The following is a 20,070-nucleotide window of genomic DNA, read 5'->3' as shown; positions in this document are numbered from 1 at the left end:
GACGTGGTGGCCGCGGACCGGCCTGGTGCCGCGCGTCTGTCGTCAGGCCGCCGCCGATCGGCGTAGCGTGGCCGCGTGGATCTGCGCATTTTCACCGAGCCTCAGCAGGGTGCGAGCTATGGAACGCTGCTGCGCGTCGCCCAAGCCGCCGAGGACCTCGGCTACGACGGGTTCTTCCGCTCCGACCACTACCTGAAGATGGGCGGCGTGAGCGGCCTGCCCGGGCCCACCGACGCGTGGATCACGCTCGCCGGCCTGGCGCGTGAGACCTCCCGGATCCGGCTGGGGACGCTCATGACCGCCGCGACGTTCCGGCTGCCCGGAGTCCTGGCCATCCAGGTCGCACAGGTCGACCAGATGAGCGGTGGCCGGATCGAACTCGGTCTCGGCGCGGGCTGGTACGAGGCCGAACACACGGCCTACGGGATCCCCTTCCCCTCCGCCAGGATCGGCAGGCTGGAGGAGCAGCTGGCGATCGTGACCGGCCTGTGGAGCACCGGACCGGACGAGACCTTCGACTTCGAGGGCCGCTACTACCGGCTCAAGGACTCCCCCGCGCTGCCGAAGCCCGCGCAGGAGCGGATCCCCGTCATCGTCGGGGGCATGGGCGCCCGGCGCACGCCCGAGATCGCCGCGCGTTTCGCCGACGAGTTCAACCTGCCCTTCGCCTCGGTCGCCGAAACCGCCGCCCAGATCACACGCGTCCGCGAGGCCGCTCAGGCCCACGGACGAGCAGCCGACTCCCTCATCTACGGCAACGCCCTGGTCGCCTGCGTGGGCCGCAACGACGCCGACGTGAGCCGCCGCGCGAGGGCCATCGGACGGGAGGTGGCGGAGCTCAAGGAGAACGGTCTGGCCGGGACTCCCGCCGAGGTCGTCGAGAAGATCGGCCGCTATGCGGAGACCGGCAGCACGAGGATCTATCTGCAGATCCTGGACCTCGACGATCTGGAGCACCTGGCGCTCGTCGCCGACCAGGTGATGCCCCAGCTGGGTTGACCGGGCCCGACGCAGGCGAGAGCGCCGCCGACACCCGCGGGGACCGCAGTGTCAGGGGCGTCTGCCGGCGGTAGGTCCACATCTCGGCCATCCGACCGTCGAGGATCCGGATCAGCCAGACGAGATGGCTGTCGACCGTCCCCGGGCGACTCTCGTGGCCCACGCCGCCGACCACGGACAGCAGGTCGTCGCTGCCGAGGAGACGGTCCGCCTGTGGGACCTCGCCTCCCGCACCTCGACCGCCGTCCTCACCGGTACCGGCGACCTCGTCGACTCGGTTGCGTTCGGCCCGGACGGCACGACCCTCGCCAGCGGCGGCAACGACTCCACGGTCCGCCTGTGGCACCGCAGCTGAACGGGTGCGTCCGCATGGGGCCGGTCCGGTCGGCGGGGGATCAGGTCCGGAGCGGTTCCGGGGCCGGGGCGGTCTCCCACTCGGAGAGGAGCACGGCGGCGGATGCGGCCTCCGGCGCCTCGGCGCTGCGGTAGAGGGAGACCGCCTCGCGCAGGTCGTGCAGTGCCTCGGCACGCTGCCCGAGCATCGCGGCGGCGCGGGCCGACCCCTCCAGTGCGCGGGCTGACTCCACCGAGCTGCCCGTCAGACGGGCCAGGCCCAGAGCCTCCTGGTAGTGGGCCCGGGCCGCCTCGGGGCCGGTGGTGTCGAGTGCCAGGGCTCCCATCAGGGTCAGCTGCGTGATCTCGCCCGGTCGGCTGCCGATCTCCCGGAGGAGGGGCAGGGCCTGGGTGTAGAGGGCCTCGGCGGTCGCGAGGTCGCCGGCGAGATGGTGCGCGTGTCCGCTCTCGCGCAGGGTCGCCGCCACGCCGTGACGGTTGCCGGTGGCCTCGTGGATGACCCTGGCCCGGTCGTAGAGGTCGGTCGCGGACGCGTAGTCGCCCGCCTCCTGGCGGGTGCGGCCGAGGTTCCACAGGGAGTTGGCCTCGCCCTGGCGGTTGCCGATCTGCTGGAAGATGGTCAGGGCCTGCTCGTACAGCACCGCCGCTTCCTCGTGGCGTCCCGTCTCGTGGTGGACGTGGCCGAGGTCGTGGAGGGAGCTGGCCTCTCCGATGCGGCTGCCGATCTCACGCAGGATCAGCAAGGAGCGGCCGAGCAGGTCGACGGCGGCGACGGGGTCGCCGTTGGAGTAGCGGGCGCGGCCCAGGTCGCGCAGGGCCGTCGCCACGCCCGACTGGTCGCCGAGCTCCTGGCAGATCCGCAGGGCGCGTTCGTGCAGCTCGCCGGCGGCCGCGTACTCGCCGGTCAGCATGCGGACGCGGCCGAGGTCGTTGAGGGTGCCCGCCTCGCCGCGGCCGTCGCCGAGCCGGTGGAACCGGTCGAGCGCGTCCTCGATCCGGGCCGACGCCGCCGGGTAGTTGCCGAGGACGTACTCGGTCCGCCCCAGGTCCCACAGGACCTCCGCCTCGCCGTGCCGGTCCTCCAGCTCCCGGAAGGCGGCCAGTGACCGCTCACCCGCCTCGACGGAGCCCGGGTACTCGCCCATGGCATGCCTGATCCGACTCAGCTCGCACAGGGCGGCGGCCTCCGCGGAACGGTTCCCGCAGTCCCGCGCGGCGGCGGCCGCCGCCTCGTGCAGCGGGGCGGCGAGCGCCCACGACCCGTCCAGGTACAGGTAGGCGGACAGGGCGGCGGTGAGCACCGCGGCGCGCCGGCCGGAGGCGCCCGCGACGGCCGCGAGAAGGTTGCTGCGCTCGGCGCGCATCCACTCCAGGGCGCCGTTCCGGTCCAGGGGCCGTCCGGCGGCGCTCGGGGGCTTGCCGGCGGAGCGGCGGCTCGGGCGGGCGTAGTGGGCCAGTGCGCCGTCGGCCTCGCGGGCCGTGAACGTGTAGTAGTCGAGCAGCCGCTCCCGTGCGGCGTCGTTCTCGGGCGTCAGCGCCGGCTCGTCGAGCAGGCCGCGGGCGTACAGGTGGACCAGGTCGTGGAAGTGGTAGCGGCCGACGGCATGTTGGGCCAGGAGGTTGTGGTCGAGCAGCGATTCGAGCAGGCGCGCCGCGGTGCGCTCGTCGGTCCCGAGCAGGTTGGCCGCCGCCAGTGGGTCGAAGTCGTCCCCGGGGACCAGCCCCAGCAGCCGCAGGAGGCGTCGTTCGGTCTGCGGCAGGGCCTCGTAGGAGCTGTCGAAGACGGCCGTGAGGCCCCGGTCCTCGTCCTCCAGGCGCTCCAGTCGGCGGCGCTCGTCCCGCAGTTCGGCGACCAGGTCCTCGGCGCGCAGCACCGGTCGGTGGCGCAGTCGCGCCCCGGTGATCCGCACCGCCAGGGGCAGCCGTCCGCACAGGCCGGCCAGTTCACGCACCGCCGGGTCCTCGGCCTCCAGCCGCCCGGATCCTGCCGCCTCGTGCAGCAGTTCGCACGCCTCGGCCTCGGAGAGCGTGTCGAGCGGCAGGCTGTGCGCGTCGTCGAGACCGGACAGGCGCTTGCGGCTGGTCACCAGGACCAGGCAGTCGGGCTCACCGGGCAGGAGCGGGCGAACCTGCGCGCTGCCTGCCGCGTTGTCCAGCAACACCAGGGACCTCGTGCCGGCGAGGCGGTCCCGGTAGAGGGAGGCGCGTGCGCCCAGGTCTGCCGGGATCTGCTGCGGCGCAGTCCCGAGGGAGCGCAGCAGGTGGCCGAGCGCGTCCAGCGGGGACAGGGGTTCGGTGCCCGGGGTGTGGCCGCGCAGGTCGAGGAAGAGCTGGCCGTCGGGAAAACGGTCCTTCAACCTGTGGGCGACGTGGACGGCGAGGGCGGACTTCCCGACTCCGCCCATGCCGTTGATCGCCGAGATCACCACGGCCCGGGAGCGGCCCGCGCCACGGGAGCGGCGGGCCAGGGCGACCAGCCGGTCGACCTCGGCGACGCGCCCGGTGAACATGCGTGTGTCGCCCGGCAGTTGGAAGACAGCGCCACCGGAGCCGGACCGATGCGGCGCGGGTGTGCGGGCGTCCGGCGCGCGGCCCGCGGCAGCTGCGGGGACCTGGGCGCGGGCGGCATCGACGAGATGCTCACGCGCGGCGTCGTCGAGACCGAGGGCCTGCGCCAACCGGGACACGGAGGACAGCCGGGGGCGGCGGCGACCCGCCTCCAGGACGCTGATCGCGTGGGTCGAGACACCCGACTGGGCGGCCAGCTCCTCCTGCGTCCAGCCGCGCTTGAGCCTGGCCTCACGCAGCGCCGATCCGAACCTCATCGCTGTCCCCGTCCCCCGTGGCCGACGCCCTGCGCTGAGGCTGAGCAAGGTCGTTCGTATGGTATCCCTGGGGACCGGCTGTGCGTCAAAGATCACTGAGCGTCATCGGCCTCCGGGTGCGGGAGTCGGAATGGGTGGGAATCGGAACGGGTGGCCGGCTCGGCCGCAGGCAGTCTGCGTGCTCCGCCGCACGGCCCGCGGCGTCAGGATGCGTGGATCTCAGGCCAGAGGCGGGGGTACCCCGGCCCGAGGCTGGGGGAAGGCAACGCCCCCGGCCTGATCCGCAAGAAAGGCCTCAGTTGGACGTCCCGCCGGCGGCGGCCAGCACCGCGGCGGCGTTGCGCACGGTGACAGCGTTCTGCCGCTGGAGCGTCCGCAGCTGCCCGGCGTGCCGCTGGATCGCCTGACGCTGCATCGCCGCCTCGACCGAGGACCACACGGCCACCAGGTCGACGCTGTCCTTGCACGCGACGTCGGCCCGGGCCACCGCGATCTCCTTGCCGCTCGGGCCCGGGTCCGGGCTGGAGGGGGCGGGGAGCAGGTGCGGATCCTCGGATGGCCCGGTGGGGGTCGCGTAGTCATAACCGTGGCGTGCCATGCAGGCGGACCACTCCCGGAACACCCGCTGGACCTGCGGGCTGGACTGGGACTGTGTGTACGAGTCGTCGATCTGCTCGGCCAGCACCGGCTCGGAGGTGCTGCCGCCGCCCGCCGCGAGGGCGCGGTCGGCCTCCCCCGCGCACCCGCCCTGCGGTACCGGCAGACCGTGCACCTCGCGCGGCCCCTTGCCGCTGAGCACGTCGAGCTCGACGGGACTGAAGCTCTGGTCGGCGTCCAGGTGCGGGTTCTGACGCCTGCCCTGGTCCTTCATCCAGTGGTAGCCGTCGGCGGCCTGCCCGAGGTCGACCGGGCCGTAGCGAAAGGCGTTCGGCGGCGTGGTGGCGCGGAACACCGTCGGCAGGTCGCCGCTCAGCCCGAACCTGCGCAGGCAGGAATCGGTCAGGCTGTTGCGCGCGTTCTGCACCAATGCCTGTTGCTGCGACGTGAGTTCGTAGGCGTCGACGGGCAGCGTGAAGTCCTGTGCCAGGGCCGGCGCCGCGGTCACCGGCACGGCCTGCGGCACCGGCACGCCCGCGTAGGGGCCGGTGCCGTCGGGTGGCGGCGCAGCGGGGTGGCCCGCGCAGGAGGTGAGGACGGCGACGGCGAGCAGCACGGCCGCCGCTTGGACGAGTTTCGGCACCACTCTGGTTCTTCTTCCGGGACGGGCGGGCCCGGGGGCCGACGACCGGCCCCCGGGTGGGTCGGTCAGTTCCAGGCGGGCCACCAGCCGATGGAGCCGGCGAAGCCGTGGTTGCCGAAGTTGGAGGAGGAGTGGGCGTAGGCGAGGCTCACCACGCTGCCCTGGCCCCAGGGCTTGGTGTAGAGGGACGCCAGGTAGCCGGGCTTGTCGTTCTCGGCGCTGCCGGCGCTGCCCCACAGCGCGTGCCCGTCGTTGGGCCAGGTCAGGCCGGTGGTGTCGTGCCAGGTGCCGAAGACCTCGGCGCACTCCCCGGCGTAGCCGTTGGCCTCCCAGACGCGCAGGCCCTGCACGTCGCTGCCGCAGCCGTCGGGGATGAACTGGGCGCTGGCCGATCCGCTGGCGGCGCCGGCCGGGGCGGCGGTGATGACGGCGCCGCCGAGAAGCGCGGTGGCGGTCAGGGCGAGGGCTGCGATCTTGGTACGCGTAGCCGACATGATGCGGTGATCCTTTGCTCGTGCTGTCACATGGATGGACGGACGGTCGGAACCGCTTGTCTCCGGGCGCGTCGATGCATGCATCTGCGCCTGGGCGCCGGTCGTCCGGCAGAAGGATTCTTGGCCGGACCCGCGGTCTTCTCCATGGCGTTCGGATGGCGTTTGCCGCGTGCGCTGCCGACAGCCGACCGCCAACCGCCGATCGGGCACCGCGCTCGACGGCCCCGTTCGAAAACCCGCAGCCCACGTAGGGTCAGGGCGCGTGAGAGCGGCGCCGGGGCGTGAGCCGGGGCGATCCCGCGCCGACGCGGCAAGGACCAGGCAAACGCCAGGCGAACGCCATGGAGCCGAGCGCGGCCCGCGCCCAGGATGGTCGCGTCCGGCAGGGAGTCCGGATCCGCCGGCCGTGACCGGGGCGGGGGCCACGGGGGTGTCGCCCGCCCCGGTCACGGCGACGTCCACCCCGGAGGCCCCGAACGAGCTGCCCTGCCCGCCAACGCGTCCAGGTAGCGGGCGATGGCACCTCAGCCGGCCGCCCACGGCCACGGCTTCATGGTCGAGCATGGCGTTCCCCGGCGTTGGCCTGGCACTCCCTGCCCTCGACCGGGGGCTCCTGACCGATCGCCCACCGGGGGCGGGGCACGCGCTACCGGACGAAGGTGATCGGGTACCGCGAGGGTCCGCCGTCCAGCAGGCGGTCGTCGCAGTCCTTCAGGAAGCGGTCGAAGAACGAGGTCACCAGGGCCCGGTCCGCCGCCACCGCGCGGTGCGACTCGACCGTCCCGACCGCAGCGGCCAGCGTGGCCGCCGGGACCCGGCCGGCCAGCTGCGGCAGCAGGGCCTCGGCGTCGGTGAACGAGGCGTGCTCGGAGTCGTCCAGGGTGACGTCGGCCTTCCAGCTGTGCTGGTGCTGCCAGAACGACGCCCACGACGGCTCGATGTGCACATCGCTCGCGTCCTGGCCACTGCTGCCCATCAGCAGGAACGGCCGGTTCAGCCCGTGCAGCGCGACCTCGCTCAGGTTGGTGCCGTCGGGCTTGACGGTGTACTCCAGAGTGCCGTCCATGTTGACGCCGGCCTTGATCCGCGGATCGGCGTACATCGCGTTCGCCGCGGTGAACCCGCCCGCGGAGTGCCCGAACATGCCGATCCGGTCCAGGTCCATGCCCTCGGTCAGCCGGTGCGGCAGGGACCCCAACCGGTCCAGCACCAACTCGGTGTCGGCCTGCCGCGCGTCCATCAGCTTCGTGAAGAAGGCCAGTGTCGTGCCGTTCCGGAACGCCTGGTCCCAGGCCGCCAGCACCGTGGCGTTGCCGACCACGTGACCGTCAGGGAACTGCGTCGCCGGGGCCTCCCCGGTGTGGTCGATGGTGACCACCACGTAGCCGTGCGAGGCGAGTTCCTCGACCAGCGACACGTTCCAGTCCCGCGCGTCCCCCGCGCCGGGCGAGTACAGGACGACCGGGAAACGGCCCGGCGCCGTCGCGGCGTCCTTCACCGAGTGCGTCCTGGTCGCGGCCCAGTCCACCAGCCCGGCGGGCAACTGCGCGTTCTCCTCGACCGATCGCCCGACCGCCGCCGCCACCGACGGCGGAAACTGGTGCGTCGACGGCTGCCCGCCCGTGTGCACCGCCGGGTAGAAGACGCTGATCATCAGCTCCCGGTAGGGCCGGCTGGGCACCCACGGGTCGGCGCGGTCGTGGTCGACGAGCCGGAAGGTCGACTCTCCGGTGGCGTACTGCCCCCGCGGCGCAGGGAGCGTGAGCGTCACTCCCTTCGGCGGGTTCGCTGACGCGGTCGGCGCGGGTGCGGCATGCGGGGCGGCCACGGCCCAGACCGGGACCGTGGTCGAGACGACGAGACCGGACGCGATGACCCAGGCCACCGAGGCGGCGACGAGACGAGAACTGCGCATGGGAGGTTCCTTCGAAGGCGGCGCTGTGGTGTGCGGACGCATTCGATCTTCGCAACGCGCCTCCCGGCGGGCCATCGTGCCACCACGCGTGTCGCTCCTCGGGAGAGCCGTACCGCCGATGGGCGGCGGCCCCCGCACCGGGGCGGTATTCGCGTGCGATCTTCCCGCGGCGGTGGCTACCGTCCTGGGCATGGATGTGACGTTCACCAAGCTGTCCGGGCGCCGCTACCGGATGGCGGTCGTCCGGGAACACGGTCCGGAACTGGCACCGCGTCAGGGGCCGGGCTACGACGACTACCTGCCGCATGACGCCGTGCACTTCCTGGTCGAAGCCGAGGCGGGCTTGTCCCGCGGCGCCTTCGGCCGCATCGCGGCCGGACGGAACAACATCTTCTGGGCAGCCGACCCGGTCGCCAGGAGGCGTCAGGCCCGCCGGGAGGCGAAGCGGCCGCCGAGCCAGGCCGAGCACGCCGACATGGCCCGGTCCGAGACGCTGGCCTCCCTGTGCGAGCCGTTGTGGAAGCAGCGGGCGGGGCAGCGGGCGGACCTTCCGATCTGGTTCGCCTCAAGGGCGTCGGCATCGGGCATCAGCGACCCGCCGCTCGTCGAGCGCATCCTGGCCCGCCTGGACGAGTTCGCCGCGTGCTGGCACGCACTGCCGGTGGGCGGCAGCGTCACCTTGGCGTGGCCGTCCGGGGACCCTGCCGGGCCGCCCCACCGCTGAGGGGCCGCGACCGCCGCGATCGCGACCGTCATCAGCGCGACGTGTTGACGCCGACGTTCATCCGACTTCTGTACCAGCTCGTTCACGGAGTTCGCTGAGCCGTCGGAGGTCGGATGCCGCCTGGGGGCCGCTCTCCCACTTGGCCGCGCCCTGGAGCGCTCGGATCTCGTCGGCGGCGCTGTTGATCTCGCGGGCCAGCCGGGCGGCCTGACGGTATGCGGTCAGGGCGTCTCGCGGGTGCCCCGTCGCGGCGAGCAGATCGCCGGTGCTCGAGAGCGTCTCGGCCTCCCCTTGCGGGATGCCGACCGATCGGTGGAGGGCAAGGGCCTGCTGGAGCAGTCGCTCGGCCTCGCGGTACTCGCCCCTGGCGGTGCACAGACGGCCCAGCTCGTTCAGGGCGCCGGCTTCCCCGAGCCGGTAGCCGAGCTCGCGGCTCAGGGCCAGCGCTCGCTCCTGCGAGTCGACCGCCGCGCTGAGCTTGAGAGCCCCACGCTGCACCCGCCCCAATACCCACAGGGCGGTGACCTCGCCCTGGCGGTCGCCCAGAGACCGGTGCAGACTCACCGCCCGCTGTGCCAACTCACCAGCGGGTTGATGCCGACCGGCGTCCTCGTGCACGCGGGCGATCTCCAGCAGGCTTACCGCGGTGGCCTGGCGGTGGCCGAGAAGCCGGAAGTTCACCACGGCTCGTTCCAGGAGGGCCAGAGCCTGGGCATGGACACCGGCCGTGCGCTTGAGCTGGCCCAGCTCCAGCAGGACAGCCGCTTCCCCGAAGCGATGTCCCAGCAGTTCGAGGATGTCGCCGGCCGCCGCGAGCAGACCGACGGCCTCGGATCCGTCGCCCGCCAGTCGTCCGGCCCGGGACAGCTCGTAGAGGGTGAACGCCTCACCCAGCCGGTTCCCCATGCCCCGGTAGATCTCGAGGGCATGGGAGAGGTCCTTCCCGGCCGTCTCCCAGTCTCCCGTGGCCATGGTGAACCGGCCGCGCTCCTGGAGGGCGTTCGCCTCGCCCAAGTCGTCGCCCAGCTCCGAGTAGAACGTCAAGGCCCGTTCGACGGCCTCGGTGGCCCCCGGGAGATCACCCATCATGAACAGGGCCCGCCCCAAGTCGTGCAGGGAGTTGGCCTCGGCCAGCCGGTCGTGCAGTTCTCGTGCCTGCGTTACCGCCTGGGTGTGCAGGGCGACTGCGTCCGGCCACGGACCGTCCTGCCGGAGGAAGGCCGCGACGGAGCCGGACAGCGCGACGAGCCGGGACGGCTCGTCCGTCGCCAGGGCTGCGGCGGTCGCCAGGAGGTTCGGGCGTTCGGCGCGCAGCACGGCCAGGGCTTCCGCCTCGTCCTGGATCTCCGGGCCTGCCGTCACGCTCGGTGCCTGAGGCGTTTCGCCAGGGCGGTCGTGACGTCGTATGAAGCGGTCCGCCGCCTGGGTGACGCGCTGATAGTAGTCGAGGAGCCGAGCGAGAGCGGCCTCCCTCTCGTCCCGGTCGGATCGCGCCAGGACGCTCCTGGCGTACAAGCGGGTCAGGTCGTGTAAGCGGTAGCGCCCGGGTGACTGCTCGCTGACCAGACTGGCGCGCACGAGGGAGTCGACGGACTGCTCCGCCAGATCGGTCGTGGTCGCAGCCAGGTTGGCGGCGGCGTACGTGTCGAAGTCCGGTCCGACCACGAGACCGAGCAGGCGAAAGAGTTGCCGCTCGGTCTCGGGAAGCCCCTTGAAGGACGACTCGAACACCGCTGTCAGATCGCGGTCGTCGTCCTTCAGGCGACCGAGTCTCCCCTGCTCGTCGCGGAGCTGTCCGGCGAGCACCTGCATGCTCAGTGCCGGGCGGTCGCGCAGACGGGCGGCGACGATCCTGATGGCCAGCGGAAGCTGCTCGCACAGGGTGATCAGTTCCTGGACCGCCGGGGCATCCGTGGGTGTCAACCCACGGCCTGACACGCTGCGCAGCAGGTCCACGGCCTCCCCGTCCGGCAGGCCGCCCAGGTCCAGCAGGCTCGCCTCGTCGAGGCCGGTGAGCCGTCGACGGCTGGTGATCAGGACCAGGCAGCCCCCCGTCCCGGGGAGAAGCGGACGGACCTGACCGGTGCTCGCCGCATTGTCCAGGACGACAAGTGCGCGCGTGTCGGCCAGACGTTCGCGGTAGAGGGCGGCGCACTCCTGGACGCCGTGCGGAATCGCCTGGGCGGGCACCTGCAGCCCGCGCAGCAACGAGCCGAGGGCGTCACGCGGGGTCAGCGGGTCCAGACCCGGGGTGTTGCCGTGCAGGTCGATGAAGAGCTGTCCGTCGGGGAAACCGTCACGCAGCCGGTGCGCGGCGTGGACGGCCAAGGCCGACTTGCCGACTCCGCCCATTCCGGCGATCGCCGCCACCGTCGGAGGGGCCGGGACCGGGCCCCTGGACAGGGGCTCCGCCAGACCCAGCAACCAGCCCACTTCCTTGTCTCGTCCGACGAAGAACCTCGTATCGGCGGGCAGTTGGCAGCGGGGCCCCGACAAGGGGGCCTCGCCCTGTCGGCTGTCGGGCTCGTTCTCCCGCGCCAGCCCGATCAGCTGCTGCCGATCGGCCTCGTCCAGGCCCAGGGCCCGCGCCAGTTGCAGCACGGACGACGGCCGTGGTCGGCGTCGGCCTCGTTCCAGCACGCTGATCGCGTGCGTGGAGACACCGGACCTGTCAGCGAGCTCCTCCTGAGTCCAGCCGAGCCTCACGCGATGGCCACGCAGCAGCGACCCGAACTCCACGGACGTCCCCTCCATCGTGCCCAGTGCGAACCGGATCTCCATGCCATCCGGCGCCGGGTCCCCTCGTTCGACCCTATGGCCTTGGCCTCCGCGCGCGCAGCGAAACGACAGGCGGACGCCCAGCCGACGCCACGGCCGGTCGACCGGCCGGGAACGAGGATGAGGCATCGAAGTAGTCGATCTTTCGGACAAGCGATGAGGCGATCACTCGCCACTGGCCTGTCCGTGCCCCGCATCCTCGCCTCGTCCCTGGCGGTCGTGGCCGCGGGGCCGGCGACCACCGCCGGCGCCCACCGCCCCGAAGGCGTTCCCGGCCCACGCCTGACCGTGTTTCATGAGGCGGGATCTCGAAGTCTCGCCGCACGACACTTCCAACACGTTCACAGCATCACCGTCAGCTTGCCGCTACCGACTGCTACTTTGGCCCGAACACAGGGGAGTCGGCATGTCGACAGGACTGGACGCGCAGGTCGTCGTCATCGGCGCGGGCCCGGCGGGTTCCGCGACCGCGGTGCATCTGGCACGCGCGGGCGTGGACGTCGTGCTGCTGGAGAAGGACGCGTTCCCTCGGGACAAGGTGTGCGGCGACGGACTCACCCCGCGCGGCGTCCACCAGTTGCTCCGTATGGGCGTCGACATCACGGCGCCCGGCTGGCGACGGAACCGCGGCGTGCACGTCCACTGCGACGGCCGCGAGATCGAGGTGGACTGGCCCGACACCGGGCGCTACCCCGACTTCGGACTCACCCGCAGCCGGCACGACTTCGACGAGCTCCTCGCCCGCCACGCGGAGACCACCGGCGCACGGCTGCGGACCCGCACGAAGGCGACCGCCCCGCTGACGGACGCCGCAGGACGCGTCGTCGGTGTCAGCGCCACCTCCGCCGACGGTGAACCGGTCGAATACCGTGCCGCGATCGTGGTCGCCTCGGACGGCGTCTCGGCCCGCTCCGCCCTCGCCACCGGGTGGCCGCGCGACACCAGGACCCCGATCGCCACCGCCGCGCGCCGCTACTACCGCACCGACGCCTTCCACGACGACGACCGCCTGCACCTGTGGGCGGACGTGAGCCGCGCAGGCGACGACGCCGCCCTGCCGGGCTACGGCTGGCTCTTCCCGCTCGCCGACGGGCGGATCAACCTCGGCCTCGGCGGAGTCCCCCACCACCGCCACGGCGCCACCGACCTGCGCGCCACCTTCCAGCAGTGGGTCACCCGGCTTCCCCGGCAATGGAAGCTCGAGGAGTCCGCCGCGGAGTCCCCGCTGCGCAGCGCCGCGTTGCCGATGGGTCTCAACCGGCGGCCGCAGTACCGTGACGGCCTGCTCGTGGTCGGGGACAGCGCGGGCATGGTCAGCCCGTGGAGCGGAGAGGGCATCGCACAGGCCATGGAGGCGGGCGAGATCGCCGCAGGGGCGGTCACCCTGGCTCTGACCCGGCCTCCCGGCGCCCGCAGGGAGCAGGCCCTCCGGCACTACCCCACCGAGGTCGACCGCCGCTGGCGCACCCACTACCGACTCGGCAACCTCGTCGCCGAACAGGTCTTCGCCCGCTACGGCTACCGCCCACTGCTCAACCCGGCCGTCATGGGCAGCAAGATGACGACCCGCCTGCTGGCCAGGCTCTTCGCCCACCTGCGATCCTGACAGTCGGCTGAGCCGCCGGGCGGCGGAGCGCAGCTCGGTCTCCCAGGCCCGGAAGGCCTCCGGCAACTCATCCGCAATGCAACGACTGGCCGAGTGACGCGAGGGCTGCGACGATGCGGCAGTGAACGCAGATCTCCCGGACGGGTGGACGATCGAGCGGGTCCGTTCGGCGTCGGGCGATGCCGAAGCGGTTCCGCTCTCACTCGAACGACTCGTCGTCGTCGAGCAGCACGGACATGTCGACTACGAGGTCCTCCAGCCCGACCTCATCCTGTCCTTTCACGACCTGTGCCTCGCCCGAGCCGATGACGAGTGGTACATGGGGCAACTCGACACCGACGGCTCACTCATCTGCTGGGCCTCCTACGGGTCCGACCTCGTCGAGGCCATCCGCGGGCTGTGAGCTCCGGCCGCAGCCGGAGATCCGGGCCTCCCTGCTGGTCCAGTACGCCGTCGACTCCGAGGTCTGCCGAGCCTCGACGTGAGCTGAACCGGGCCGGGCCCGGGACCCGGTCCGGTTCACGTCGTCCTCGCGTCAGGTGAGGCTGTCGTCGATGAAGGCGAAGAGCTCTTCGTCAGAGGCTGCGTCGAGGTGGTCGACGTCGAGGAGGTCGTCGGGGGTGTCGGAGGTGGTCGCAGAGCCCGGCTGCGGGGGCTCGGACCAGCGGGCGGCCAGAGCCTGCAGGCGCATCTGGATACGAGCGCGGGTGACGCCGTCGGCGGTGCTCGCGGCCAGCGCGGCCTCGAGGCGGTCGAGTTCGTCGGTCACCGAGGCGGCCGAGTTCGCGCCGTCGGCGAACAGCTGGTCCCGCAGGTGGGCCGCGAGCACCGCGGGCGTCGGCTGGTCGAAGACCAGCGAGGGGGGCAGGGACAGACCGGTCGCCTCGGCCAGGCCGTTGCGCAGCAGGACCGCCATCAGGGAGTCGACGCCGAGATCCTTGAACGCCTGGGCCGGCGGGATGTCCTCGGGTCCCGGGTAGCCCAGCACGATCGCCGCCCTGCTGCGGACCAGGGCAAGCAGCGCGTTGTCGCGCTCGACCGGGGAGAGCCTCGCCAGCCGGACCGGCAGCGGCTCCTCGGAGTCGACGCCCTCGGCTCCCTCCTCGGCGGTCGTCGTCGGTGTCGCCGTCGGCCGTTCCGTGCGTTGGCGCTGGAACCAGGCGGACATCGCGGGCAGGGCCGCGCTGAGCGGCTGGTCGCCGTCGAGGCCGAGGGTCACGGTCAGCGCGTCCAGGTCCTCGCGCTCGACGGCCAACCAGAACTGCTCGTCCACGGCGGCCGCACGCGCGGTCTCCGAGGCGTCCTCGGCGGGATCCGGCCAGTAGCGGCGCTGCTGGAAGGGGTAGGTGGGCAGGTCGATCCGGCGGGCGCCGGTGCCGGCGAAGAACGCGGGCCAGTCCAGCGCGACGCCGCGGGTGTGCAGCTGCGCCAGCGCGGTGGTGAACGTCTCCGCCTCCGCGCGGTCGCGGCGCAGCACGGTGGCGAAGGAAGCGTCCGCGACGCAGTCCTGACCGAGTGTGGCGAGGGTTCCGTCCGGGCCCAGCTCCAGGAAGGTGCGGACGCCCTCGCGCTCCAGGGCCCGCATCGCGTCGGCGAATCGGACGGCCTCGCGGACATGCCGAACCCAGTACTCGGCCGTGGTGAGGTCGGCGCCCTGGTCGAGGCTGGAGACGATCGGGATCTGCGGCTCGTGGAACTCCAACGACTCCGCGACGGCCCGGAACTCCGCCAGCATCGGCTCCATCAACGGCGAGTGGAACGCGTGACTGACCATCAGCCGCTTGGTCCGGCAACCGTCGGCGGCCAGCTTCTCGGCCACCTCCAGGACCGCGTCCTCGGCGCCGGAGATCACCATCGACATCAGGCCGTTGACGGCGGCGATGCCCACCTCGTCCTGGCGAGCGGCAAGCAACGGCAGGACCTCGTCCTGGGTCGCCTCGACGGCCACCATGGCACCACCGGCCGGCAGTGCCTGCATCAGACGACCGCGCGCCGCCACCAACGTCGCCGCGTCCGCCAGTGAGAGCACCCCGGCGACGTGCGCGGCGGCCAGCTCGCCGACGGAGTGCCCGGCCAGGAAGTCCGGTCGCAGGCCCAGGGACTCGGCGAGCCGGAACAGCGCCACCTCGACGGCGAAGAGCGCGGGCTGGGTGTAGCCGGTCTCGTCGAGCTGCTCACCGGTGAGGACGACGTCCTTCAGCGGGCGGTCCAGGTGCCGGTCCAGCTCCGCGCAGACCGCGTCGAAGGCCTCGGCGAACGCCGGGTGGGTCTCGTACAGCCCGGCACCCATGCCGGCGCGTTGGCTGCCCTGCCCGGTGAAGAGGAAGGCGAGCTTGCCCTCGACGACGGTCCCCCGCACCAACTGGGCGGCGGGCTCGCCCGAGGCCAACGCGTCGAGGCCGCGCGCGAGTTCGTCCCGGTCGGCCGCCAGCACCACCGCGCGGTGCTCCAACCCCGCCCGAGTCGTCGCCAGCGAGTGCGCGAGGTCGAGGAGTTCGACCTCGTCGGAGAAGGAGCGCAGACGCTCGGCCTGGGCCCGCAGCGCGGCGTCGTTCTTCGCCGACAGCACGACGGGCAGCACCGACGGCGCACCCGTCACCTCGACGACCGTCTCTTCCCCGGTCTCCGGAGCCTGCTCCAGGACCGCGTGGGCGTTGGTGCCGCTGATGCCGAAGGACGAGATCGCCGCCCGGCGCGGACGCCCGGTCTCCGGCCACGGCTGGTTCTCCGTCAGCAGCCGCACCGCACCGGCCGACCAGTCGACGTGCGGCGTGGGCTCGTCCACGTGCAGGGTGCGCGGCAGTACGCCGTGCCGGAGCGCCATCACCATCTTGATCACACCCGCGACGCCGGCCGCCGCCTGGGTGTGCCCGATGTTGGACTTCACCGACCCCAGCCACACCGGCCGGTCCTCGGACCGACGTCGGCCGTAGGTGGCCAGCAGGGCCTGGGCCTCGATAGGGTCGCCCAGGGTCGTGCCGGTCCCGTGCCCCTCGACCGCGTCGATCTGGTCGGCGGTCAGCCGCGCGTTGGCCAGCGCCTGCTTGATCACCCGCTGTTGGGACGGACCGTTCGGGGCGGTCAGGCCGTTGCTGGCGCCGTCCTGGTTGACGGCGCTTCCGGACACCACGGCGAGCACCGGGTGCCCGTTGCGTCGGGCGTCGGAGAGCCGCTCGACCAGCAGCAGGCCCACGCCCTCGGCCATGTTCGTGCCGTCGGCCGCACCCGCGAAGGACTTGCAGCGGCCGTCGGCGGCCAGGCCGCGCTGGCGGCTGAACTCGATGATGGTGCCCGGGTTCGGCATCACCGTGACGCCACCGGCCAGCGCGAGCGCGCACTCCCCCGTGCGCAGCGCCTGGACGGCGAGGTGCAGGGAGACCAGCGAGGCCGAGCAGGCGGTGTCCACCGTCACCGCCGGCCCCTCCAGGCCGTAGGTGTAGGAGAGCCGGCCGGACATCACGCTCGCGGTGTTGCCGGTGCCGAGGTGGCCCTCGAAGCTCTCCGCCGAACGCATCAGCACCGGCACGTAGTCCTGCCCGTTGGTGCCGACGAAGACGCCGGTCCGGCTGCCGCGCAGGGTCGCCGGGTCGACGCCCGCCCGCTCGAACAGCTCCCAGGAGGTCTCCAGCAGCAGGCGCTGCTGCGGGTCCATGGAGAGCGCCTCGCGCGGCGCGATGCCGAAGAGCCCGGCGTCGAACCGGTCCGCGCCCGCCAGGAACCCGCCCTCACGGGTGTAGGAGGCGCCCTGGGCGTCCGGGTCCGGGTCGTACAGCCCCTCGACGTCCCAGCCGCGGTCGGTCGGGAAGCCGGAGATCGCGTCGCCGCCTGCGGCCACCAGTTGCCACAGCTCCTCAGGGCTCCGCACCCCGCCGGGGAAGCGGCAGCTCATCGCGACGACCGCGATCGGCTCGTGCGCCTTCTCGTCGAGGTCGCGCAACTGCGTGTGGGCCTCGTCGAGGTCCTTCAGCACGCGCTTGAGATATTCACGGAGCTTGTCTTCATTGGCCATCGGAGCGGTGCCCATTCGGATCGTCGGGGTGAAGGCTGGCGGGGTCGCGGGTTGCGGGGGGAGGGTGTGCGGTGCTGCGCTCAGCCCTTGCCGAACCTCTTGTCGATGTAGTCGAAGATCTCGTCGTCGGTCGCGTCGTCGATGCCGCCCGCGTCCACGCTCCCGTCGGCGCCGCCGACGGCGTTCCAGCTCGCCAGCAGGGTCTGCAGACGCGCCGCGATCTGCGCGTGGGCGGCGTCGTCGGGGGCGACGGCCGCGCGGTCGTCCGGGCTGAGCGAGGCGAGGACCGCCTCCAACTGGTCGAGTTCGTCGGTCAGGCGGGAGGCCGCCGGACGGCTGTCGGGGGCGACCTCGGCCAGCAGGTACTCCGCCAGCAGCGCCGGGGTCGGGTGGTCGAAGACCAGGGTCGCGGGCAGCCGCAGCCCGGTGGCCTCGTTCAGCCGGTTACGGAGTTCGACGGCGGTCAGCGAGTCGAAGCCCAGCTCCCGGAAGGCCTGCCCCGCGCCGACCAGGTCCACGGAGGTGTAGCCGAGCACGGCGACCACGTGGTCGCGGACCAGGTCGAGCACCTGCCGCTGCTGCTCGGCCGCCGACCGGCCGGACAGCTTGCGCGCCAGGCCGTCCGCCTCGGGCTGCTCGCCGGTGCGCGTTCCCTGCACGACCCGCCGGGCCGACGTCCGCACCAGGCCCCGGAAGGCCGCGGGCAGCGCGTCGGGGACGGCAGCCAGCGCCCGCAGCGCCTTCAGGTCCAGGTGCATCGGCACCAGCACCGGCTCGTCGGTCACCGTGAGCGCGGCGTCGAAGAGGGCCAGGCCCTGCTCGGCGGTCATCGGGAGCACTCCCCCGCGCGCCGACCGGGCCAGATCCACCTCGCTCAGTCGACCTGCCATGCCACGGCGTTCGGCCCACAGCCCCCACACCAGGGAGACCGCGGTCAGGCCGCGGGCGTGGCGGTGGCGAGCCAGCGCGTCCTGGAAGACGTTGGCCGCGCCGTAGCTGCCCAGGCCCGCGCCGCCCAGCGTGCCGGCGGCGGCCGAGAAGAGCACGAAGGCGGCCAGGTCCAGGTGCGCGGTGAGTTCGTGCAGGTTCACCGCCGCGTCGACCTTCGGGCACAGCACGCGGTCGACCCGCTCGGGGGTGAGCGCGCCGATCACGCCGTCGTCCAGCACGGCGGCGGTGTGCACGACCGCCGTCAGCGGGTGCTCGGCGGGCACCGCGGCCAGCAGGGCGGTCAGCGCATCGCGGTCGGCGGCGTCGCAGGCCACCAGCTCCGCGTGCGCGCCCAACGCGCCCAGTTCGGCGATAAGTTCGTCCGCGCCGGGCGCGTCCGGGCCGCGACGGCTGGTCAACAGCAGGTGGCGGACGCCGCGTTCGGTCACCAGGTGCCGGGCGAGCAGCGCCCCGAGGCCACCGGTGGCGCCGGTGATCAGGACGGTCCCCTCGGGGTCCCAGGCCCGGGACGTCCCCTGCTGTGCCGATGCGTGGTCGTCCTCGGCGGGCCGCGCGACCCGGGCCAGCCGCGGCACGTGCACGGCGCCTGCGCGCAGCGCGAACTCGGCCTCGCCGGCCGCGATCGCGGCCGGGAGCAGGCGACGGGACTCCTCGTCGTCGTCCAGGTCCACCAGCGCCAGGCGGTCCTCGTTCTCGAGCCGGGCGGCGCGCACCAGCCCCCAGATCGGGGCATGGACCAGGTCGATCTCGCGGTCCTCGCGACCGGCGGCCACCGCACCGCTGGTCACCAGGACCAGGCGGGACGCCGCGAGTCGGTCCTCGGCGAGCCACTCCTGCACCAAGGCCAGGGCGCGGTGGGTCGCCGTGTGGACGTCAGCCACCAGGCCGTCACCTGCCGACTCGAACGCGCAGGCCGCCAGGACGGCGTCCGGCACGGGACGGCCTGCAGCCACCGCGGCACCGAGCGCGTCCAGGTCGGCGTAGAACTGGAGTGCCGCACCCGTCCGTTCGAGCGCCGGGCCGAACTTGAGGAGGTCGTCGCCGAGGACGGCCCAGTTCGAGCCCTTCACGCCGTTCGCCGCGGGCGACGGCGACGGCAGCTGTGTCCACTCGACGCGGAACAGCGAGTCGTGCTGCCCGGCCGCCGAGCCCCGGCTGAACTGCCCGGCCGAGACCGGACGCAGCACGAGGGAGTCCACCGAGGCGACGGGTTCGCCGGCGCTGTCGGCCACCTTCAGCGAGACGGCGTCGGGCCCGGCCGGGGTGAGCCGCACCCGCAGCGCGGAGGCGCAGGCGGCGTGCAGGGTGAAGCCGCTCCATGCGAACGGGCGACGGCTCTGTGGCTCGTCCTCGGCCGTCGCATCCTCGGCCGGGGCAGGGGTGAGCGCCAGGGCCTGCAGGGCGGCGTCGAGCAGCGCCGGGTGCAGGCCGTACGCGCCCGCCTCGGCCTGCTGCTCCTCCGGCAGCCGAACCTCGGCGTAGACGGCGTCACCGAGCTGCCAGGCCTTCTCCAAGCCCTGGAACGCAGGGCCGTACGACAGGCCCGCCTGGGCCAGTCGCTCGTAGTGACCCTCGACCGGCAGCTCGCGCGCACCGGCCGGTGGCCAGGAAGCCGGGTCGACCGGCGTGGCCATGGCGGATGCGGTGCTGCCGACCAGGGTGCCGCTGGCGTGCCGGGTCCAGGGCTCGCCGGTGCGCGACTCCTCGGGGCGTGCGTACAGGTTCACCGACCGGCGGCCGCAGTGGTCCTGGTCGCCGACGACCAGCCGCAGCTGGAGCGCCCCCTCCTCGGGCAGTGCCAGCGGTACTTCCAGGGTGAGTTCCTCGACGACGCCGCAATCCACCTGGTCGCCGGCGCGGACGGCGAGTTCGACGAACGCAGTACCCGGCAACAGCACGGTGTCGCCGACCGCGTGGTCGGCGAGCCAGGGGTGAGTGCGCAGCGAGAGCCGACCGGTGAACAGGTAGCCGTCGGAGTCGGGCAGTTCGACGGCGGCGCCCAGTAGCGGGTGCTCGGCGGAGGCCAGGCCGGCCGACGCAACATCGGCCCCGCCGGTCGTCAGGGCGGGCTCGACCCAGTAGCGCTCGCGGTTGAAGGCGTAGGTGGGCAGGTCGACCCGGCGAGCACCCTCGTGGGTGAGGAAGGACTGCCAGTCCACGCGGATGCCACGGACA

Annotated in this window: 12 protein-coding genes; 5 read left to right on the top strand and 7 right to left on the bottom strand. The window is 73.0% G+C overall.

Annotated elements, in window-relative coordinates; translation table 11 throughout:
* The first annotated feature begins 75 nt into the window (after positions 1-75).
* Positions 76-999: an LLM class F420-dependent oxidoreductase gene (locus tag TR49_RS21930; RefSeq protein WP_042384057.1), complete on the top strand. Its 924-nt coding sequence runs from the start codon at positions 76-78 to the stop codon at positions 997-999.
* A 124-nt stretch (positions 1,000-1,123) separates the two neighbouring features.
* Positions 1,124-1,354 carry a WD40 repeat domain-containing protein gene (locus TR49_RS45040; RefSeq protein WP_042384263.1) on the top strand — a complete coding sequence of 77 codons (231 nt, stop codon included), beginning with the start codon at positions 1,124-1,126 and terminating at the stop codon, positions 1,352-1,354.
* 40 nt (positions 1,355-1,394) lie between these two features.
* Here the strand turns inward: TR49_RS45040 and TR49_RS21920 are convergent, their stop codons facing one another.
* The 4 genes from TR49_RS21920 to TR49_RS21905 form a co-directional block, all read right to left on the bottom strand.
* Positions 1,395-4,178, bottom strand: a complete 2,784-nt coding sequence (locus TR49_RS21920) for an ATP-binding protein (protein ID WP_042384056.1) — start codon at positions 4,176-4,178, stop codon at positions 1,395-1,397.
* 295 nt (positions 4,179-4,473) lie between these two features.
* Positions 4,474-5,421, bottom strand: coding sequence for a hypothetical protein (locus TR49_RS40240; protein ID WP_052434526.1), 948 nt, complete (start codon positions 5,419-5,421; stop codon positions 4,474-4,476).
* A 62-nt stretch (positions 5,422-5,483) separates the two neighbouring features.
* The gene (locus TR49_RS21910; protein ID WP_042384053.1) at positions 5,484-5,912 is read right to left on the bottom strand and encodes a hypothetical protein; all 429 of its coding nucleotides are present in this window, start codon (positions 5,910-5,912) and stop codon (positions 5,484-5,486) included.
* Between the two features lie 646 nt (positions 5,913-6,558).
* Entirely contained in the window at positions 6,559-7,827 is a 1,269-nt protein-coding gene (locus tag TR49_RS21905) for an alpha/beta hydrolase family protein (protein WP_052434525.1), read from the bottom strand.
* 190 nt (positions 7,828-8,017) lie between these two features.
* Here TR49_RS21905 and TR49_RS21900 point away from each other — a divergent pair, with 190 nt between their 5' ends.
* Positions 8,018-8,551 (top strand): hypothetical protein, encoded by a 534-nt coding sequence (locus TR49_RS21900; protein WP_042384257.1) that lies wholly within the window; start codon positions 8,018-8,020, stop codon positions 8,549-8,551.
* A 57-nt stretch (positions 8,552-8,608) separates the two neighbouring features.
* On the opposite strand, the gene TR49_RS21895 is transcribed toward TR49_RS21900, so the two are convergent.
* Positions 8,609-11,332 (bottom strand): ATP-binding protein, encoded by a 2,724-nt coding sequence (locus TR49_RS21895; protein ID WP_052434524.1) that lies wholly within the window; start codon positions 11,330-11,332, stop codon positions 8,609-8,611.
* Positions 11,333-11,735: 403 nt separating this feature from the next.
* On the opposite strand from TR49_RS21895, the gene TR49_RS21890 reads away from it, so the two are divergent.
* Together TR49_RS21890 and TR49_RS21885 are read left to right on the top strand one after the other, a co-directional pair.
* Positions 11,736-12,935 (top strand): geranylgeranyl reductase family protein, encoded by a 1,200-nt coding sequence (locus TR49_RS21890; RefSeq protein WP_052434523.1) that lies wholly within the window; start codon positions 11,736-11,738, stop codon positions 12,933-12,935.
* A gap of 121 nt (positions 12,936-13,056) precedes the next feature.
* Positions 13,057-13,338 carry a hypothetical protein gene (locus TR49_RS21885; protein WP_042384051.1) on the top strand — a complete coding sequence of 94 codons (282 nt, stop codon included), beginning with the start codon at positions 13,057-13,059 and terminating at the stop codon, positions 13,336-13,338.
* 132 nt (positions 13,339-13,470) lie between these two features.
* Here the strand turns inward: TR49_RS21885 and TR49_RS21880 are convergent, their stop codons facing one another.
* Complete coding sequence (locus TR49_RS21880; protein ID WP_084725237.1) at positions 13,471-16,944, bottom strand: type I polyketide synthase; 3,474 nt, start codon at positions 16,942-16,944, stop codon at positions 13,471-13,473.
* Between the two features lie 80 nt (positions 16,945-17,024).
* The coding region (locus TR49_RS21875; RefSeq protein WP_042384050.1) for a type I polyketide synthase at positions 17,025-20,070 on the bottom strand (3,046 nt) is incomplete at its 5' end.

Source organism: Streptacidiphilus melanogenes, from assembly GCF_000787835.1.
GTDB lineage: Bacteria > Actinomycetota > Actinomycetes > Streptomycetales > Streptomycetaceae > Streptacidiphilus > Streptacidiphilus melanogenes.
This window is presented reverse-complemented; position numbering and strand designations above follow the sequence as displayed.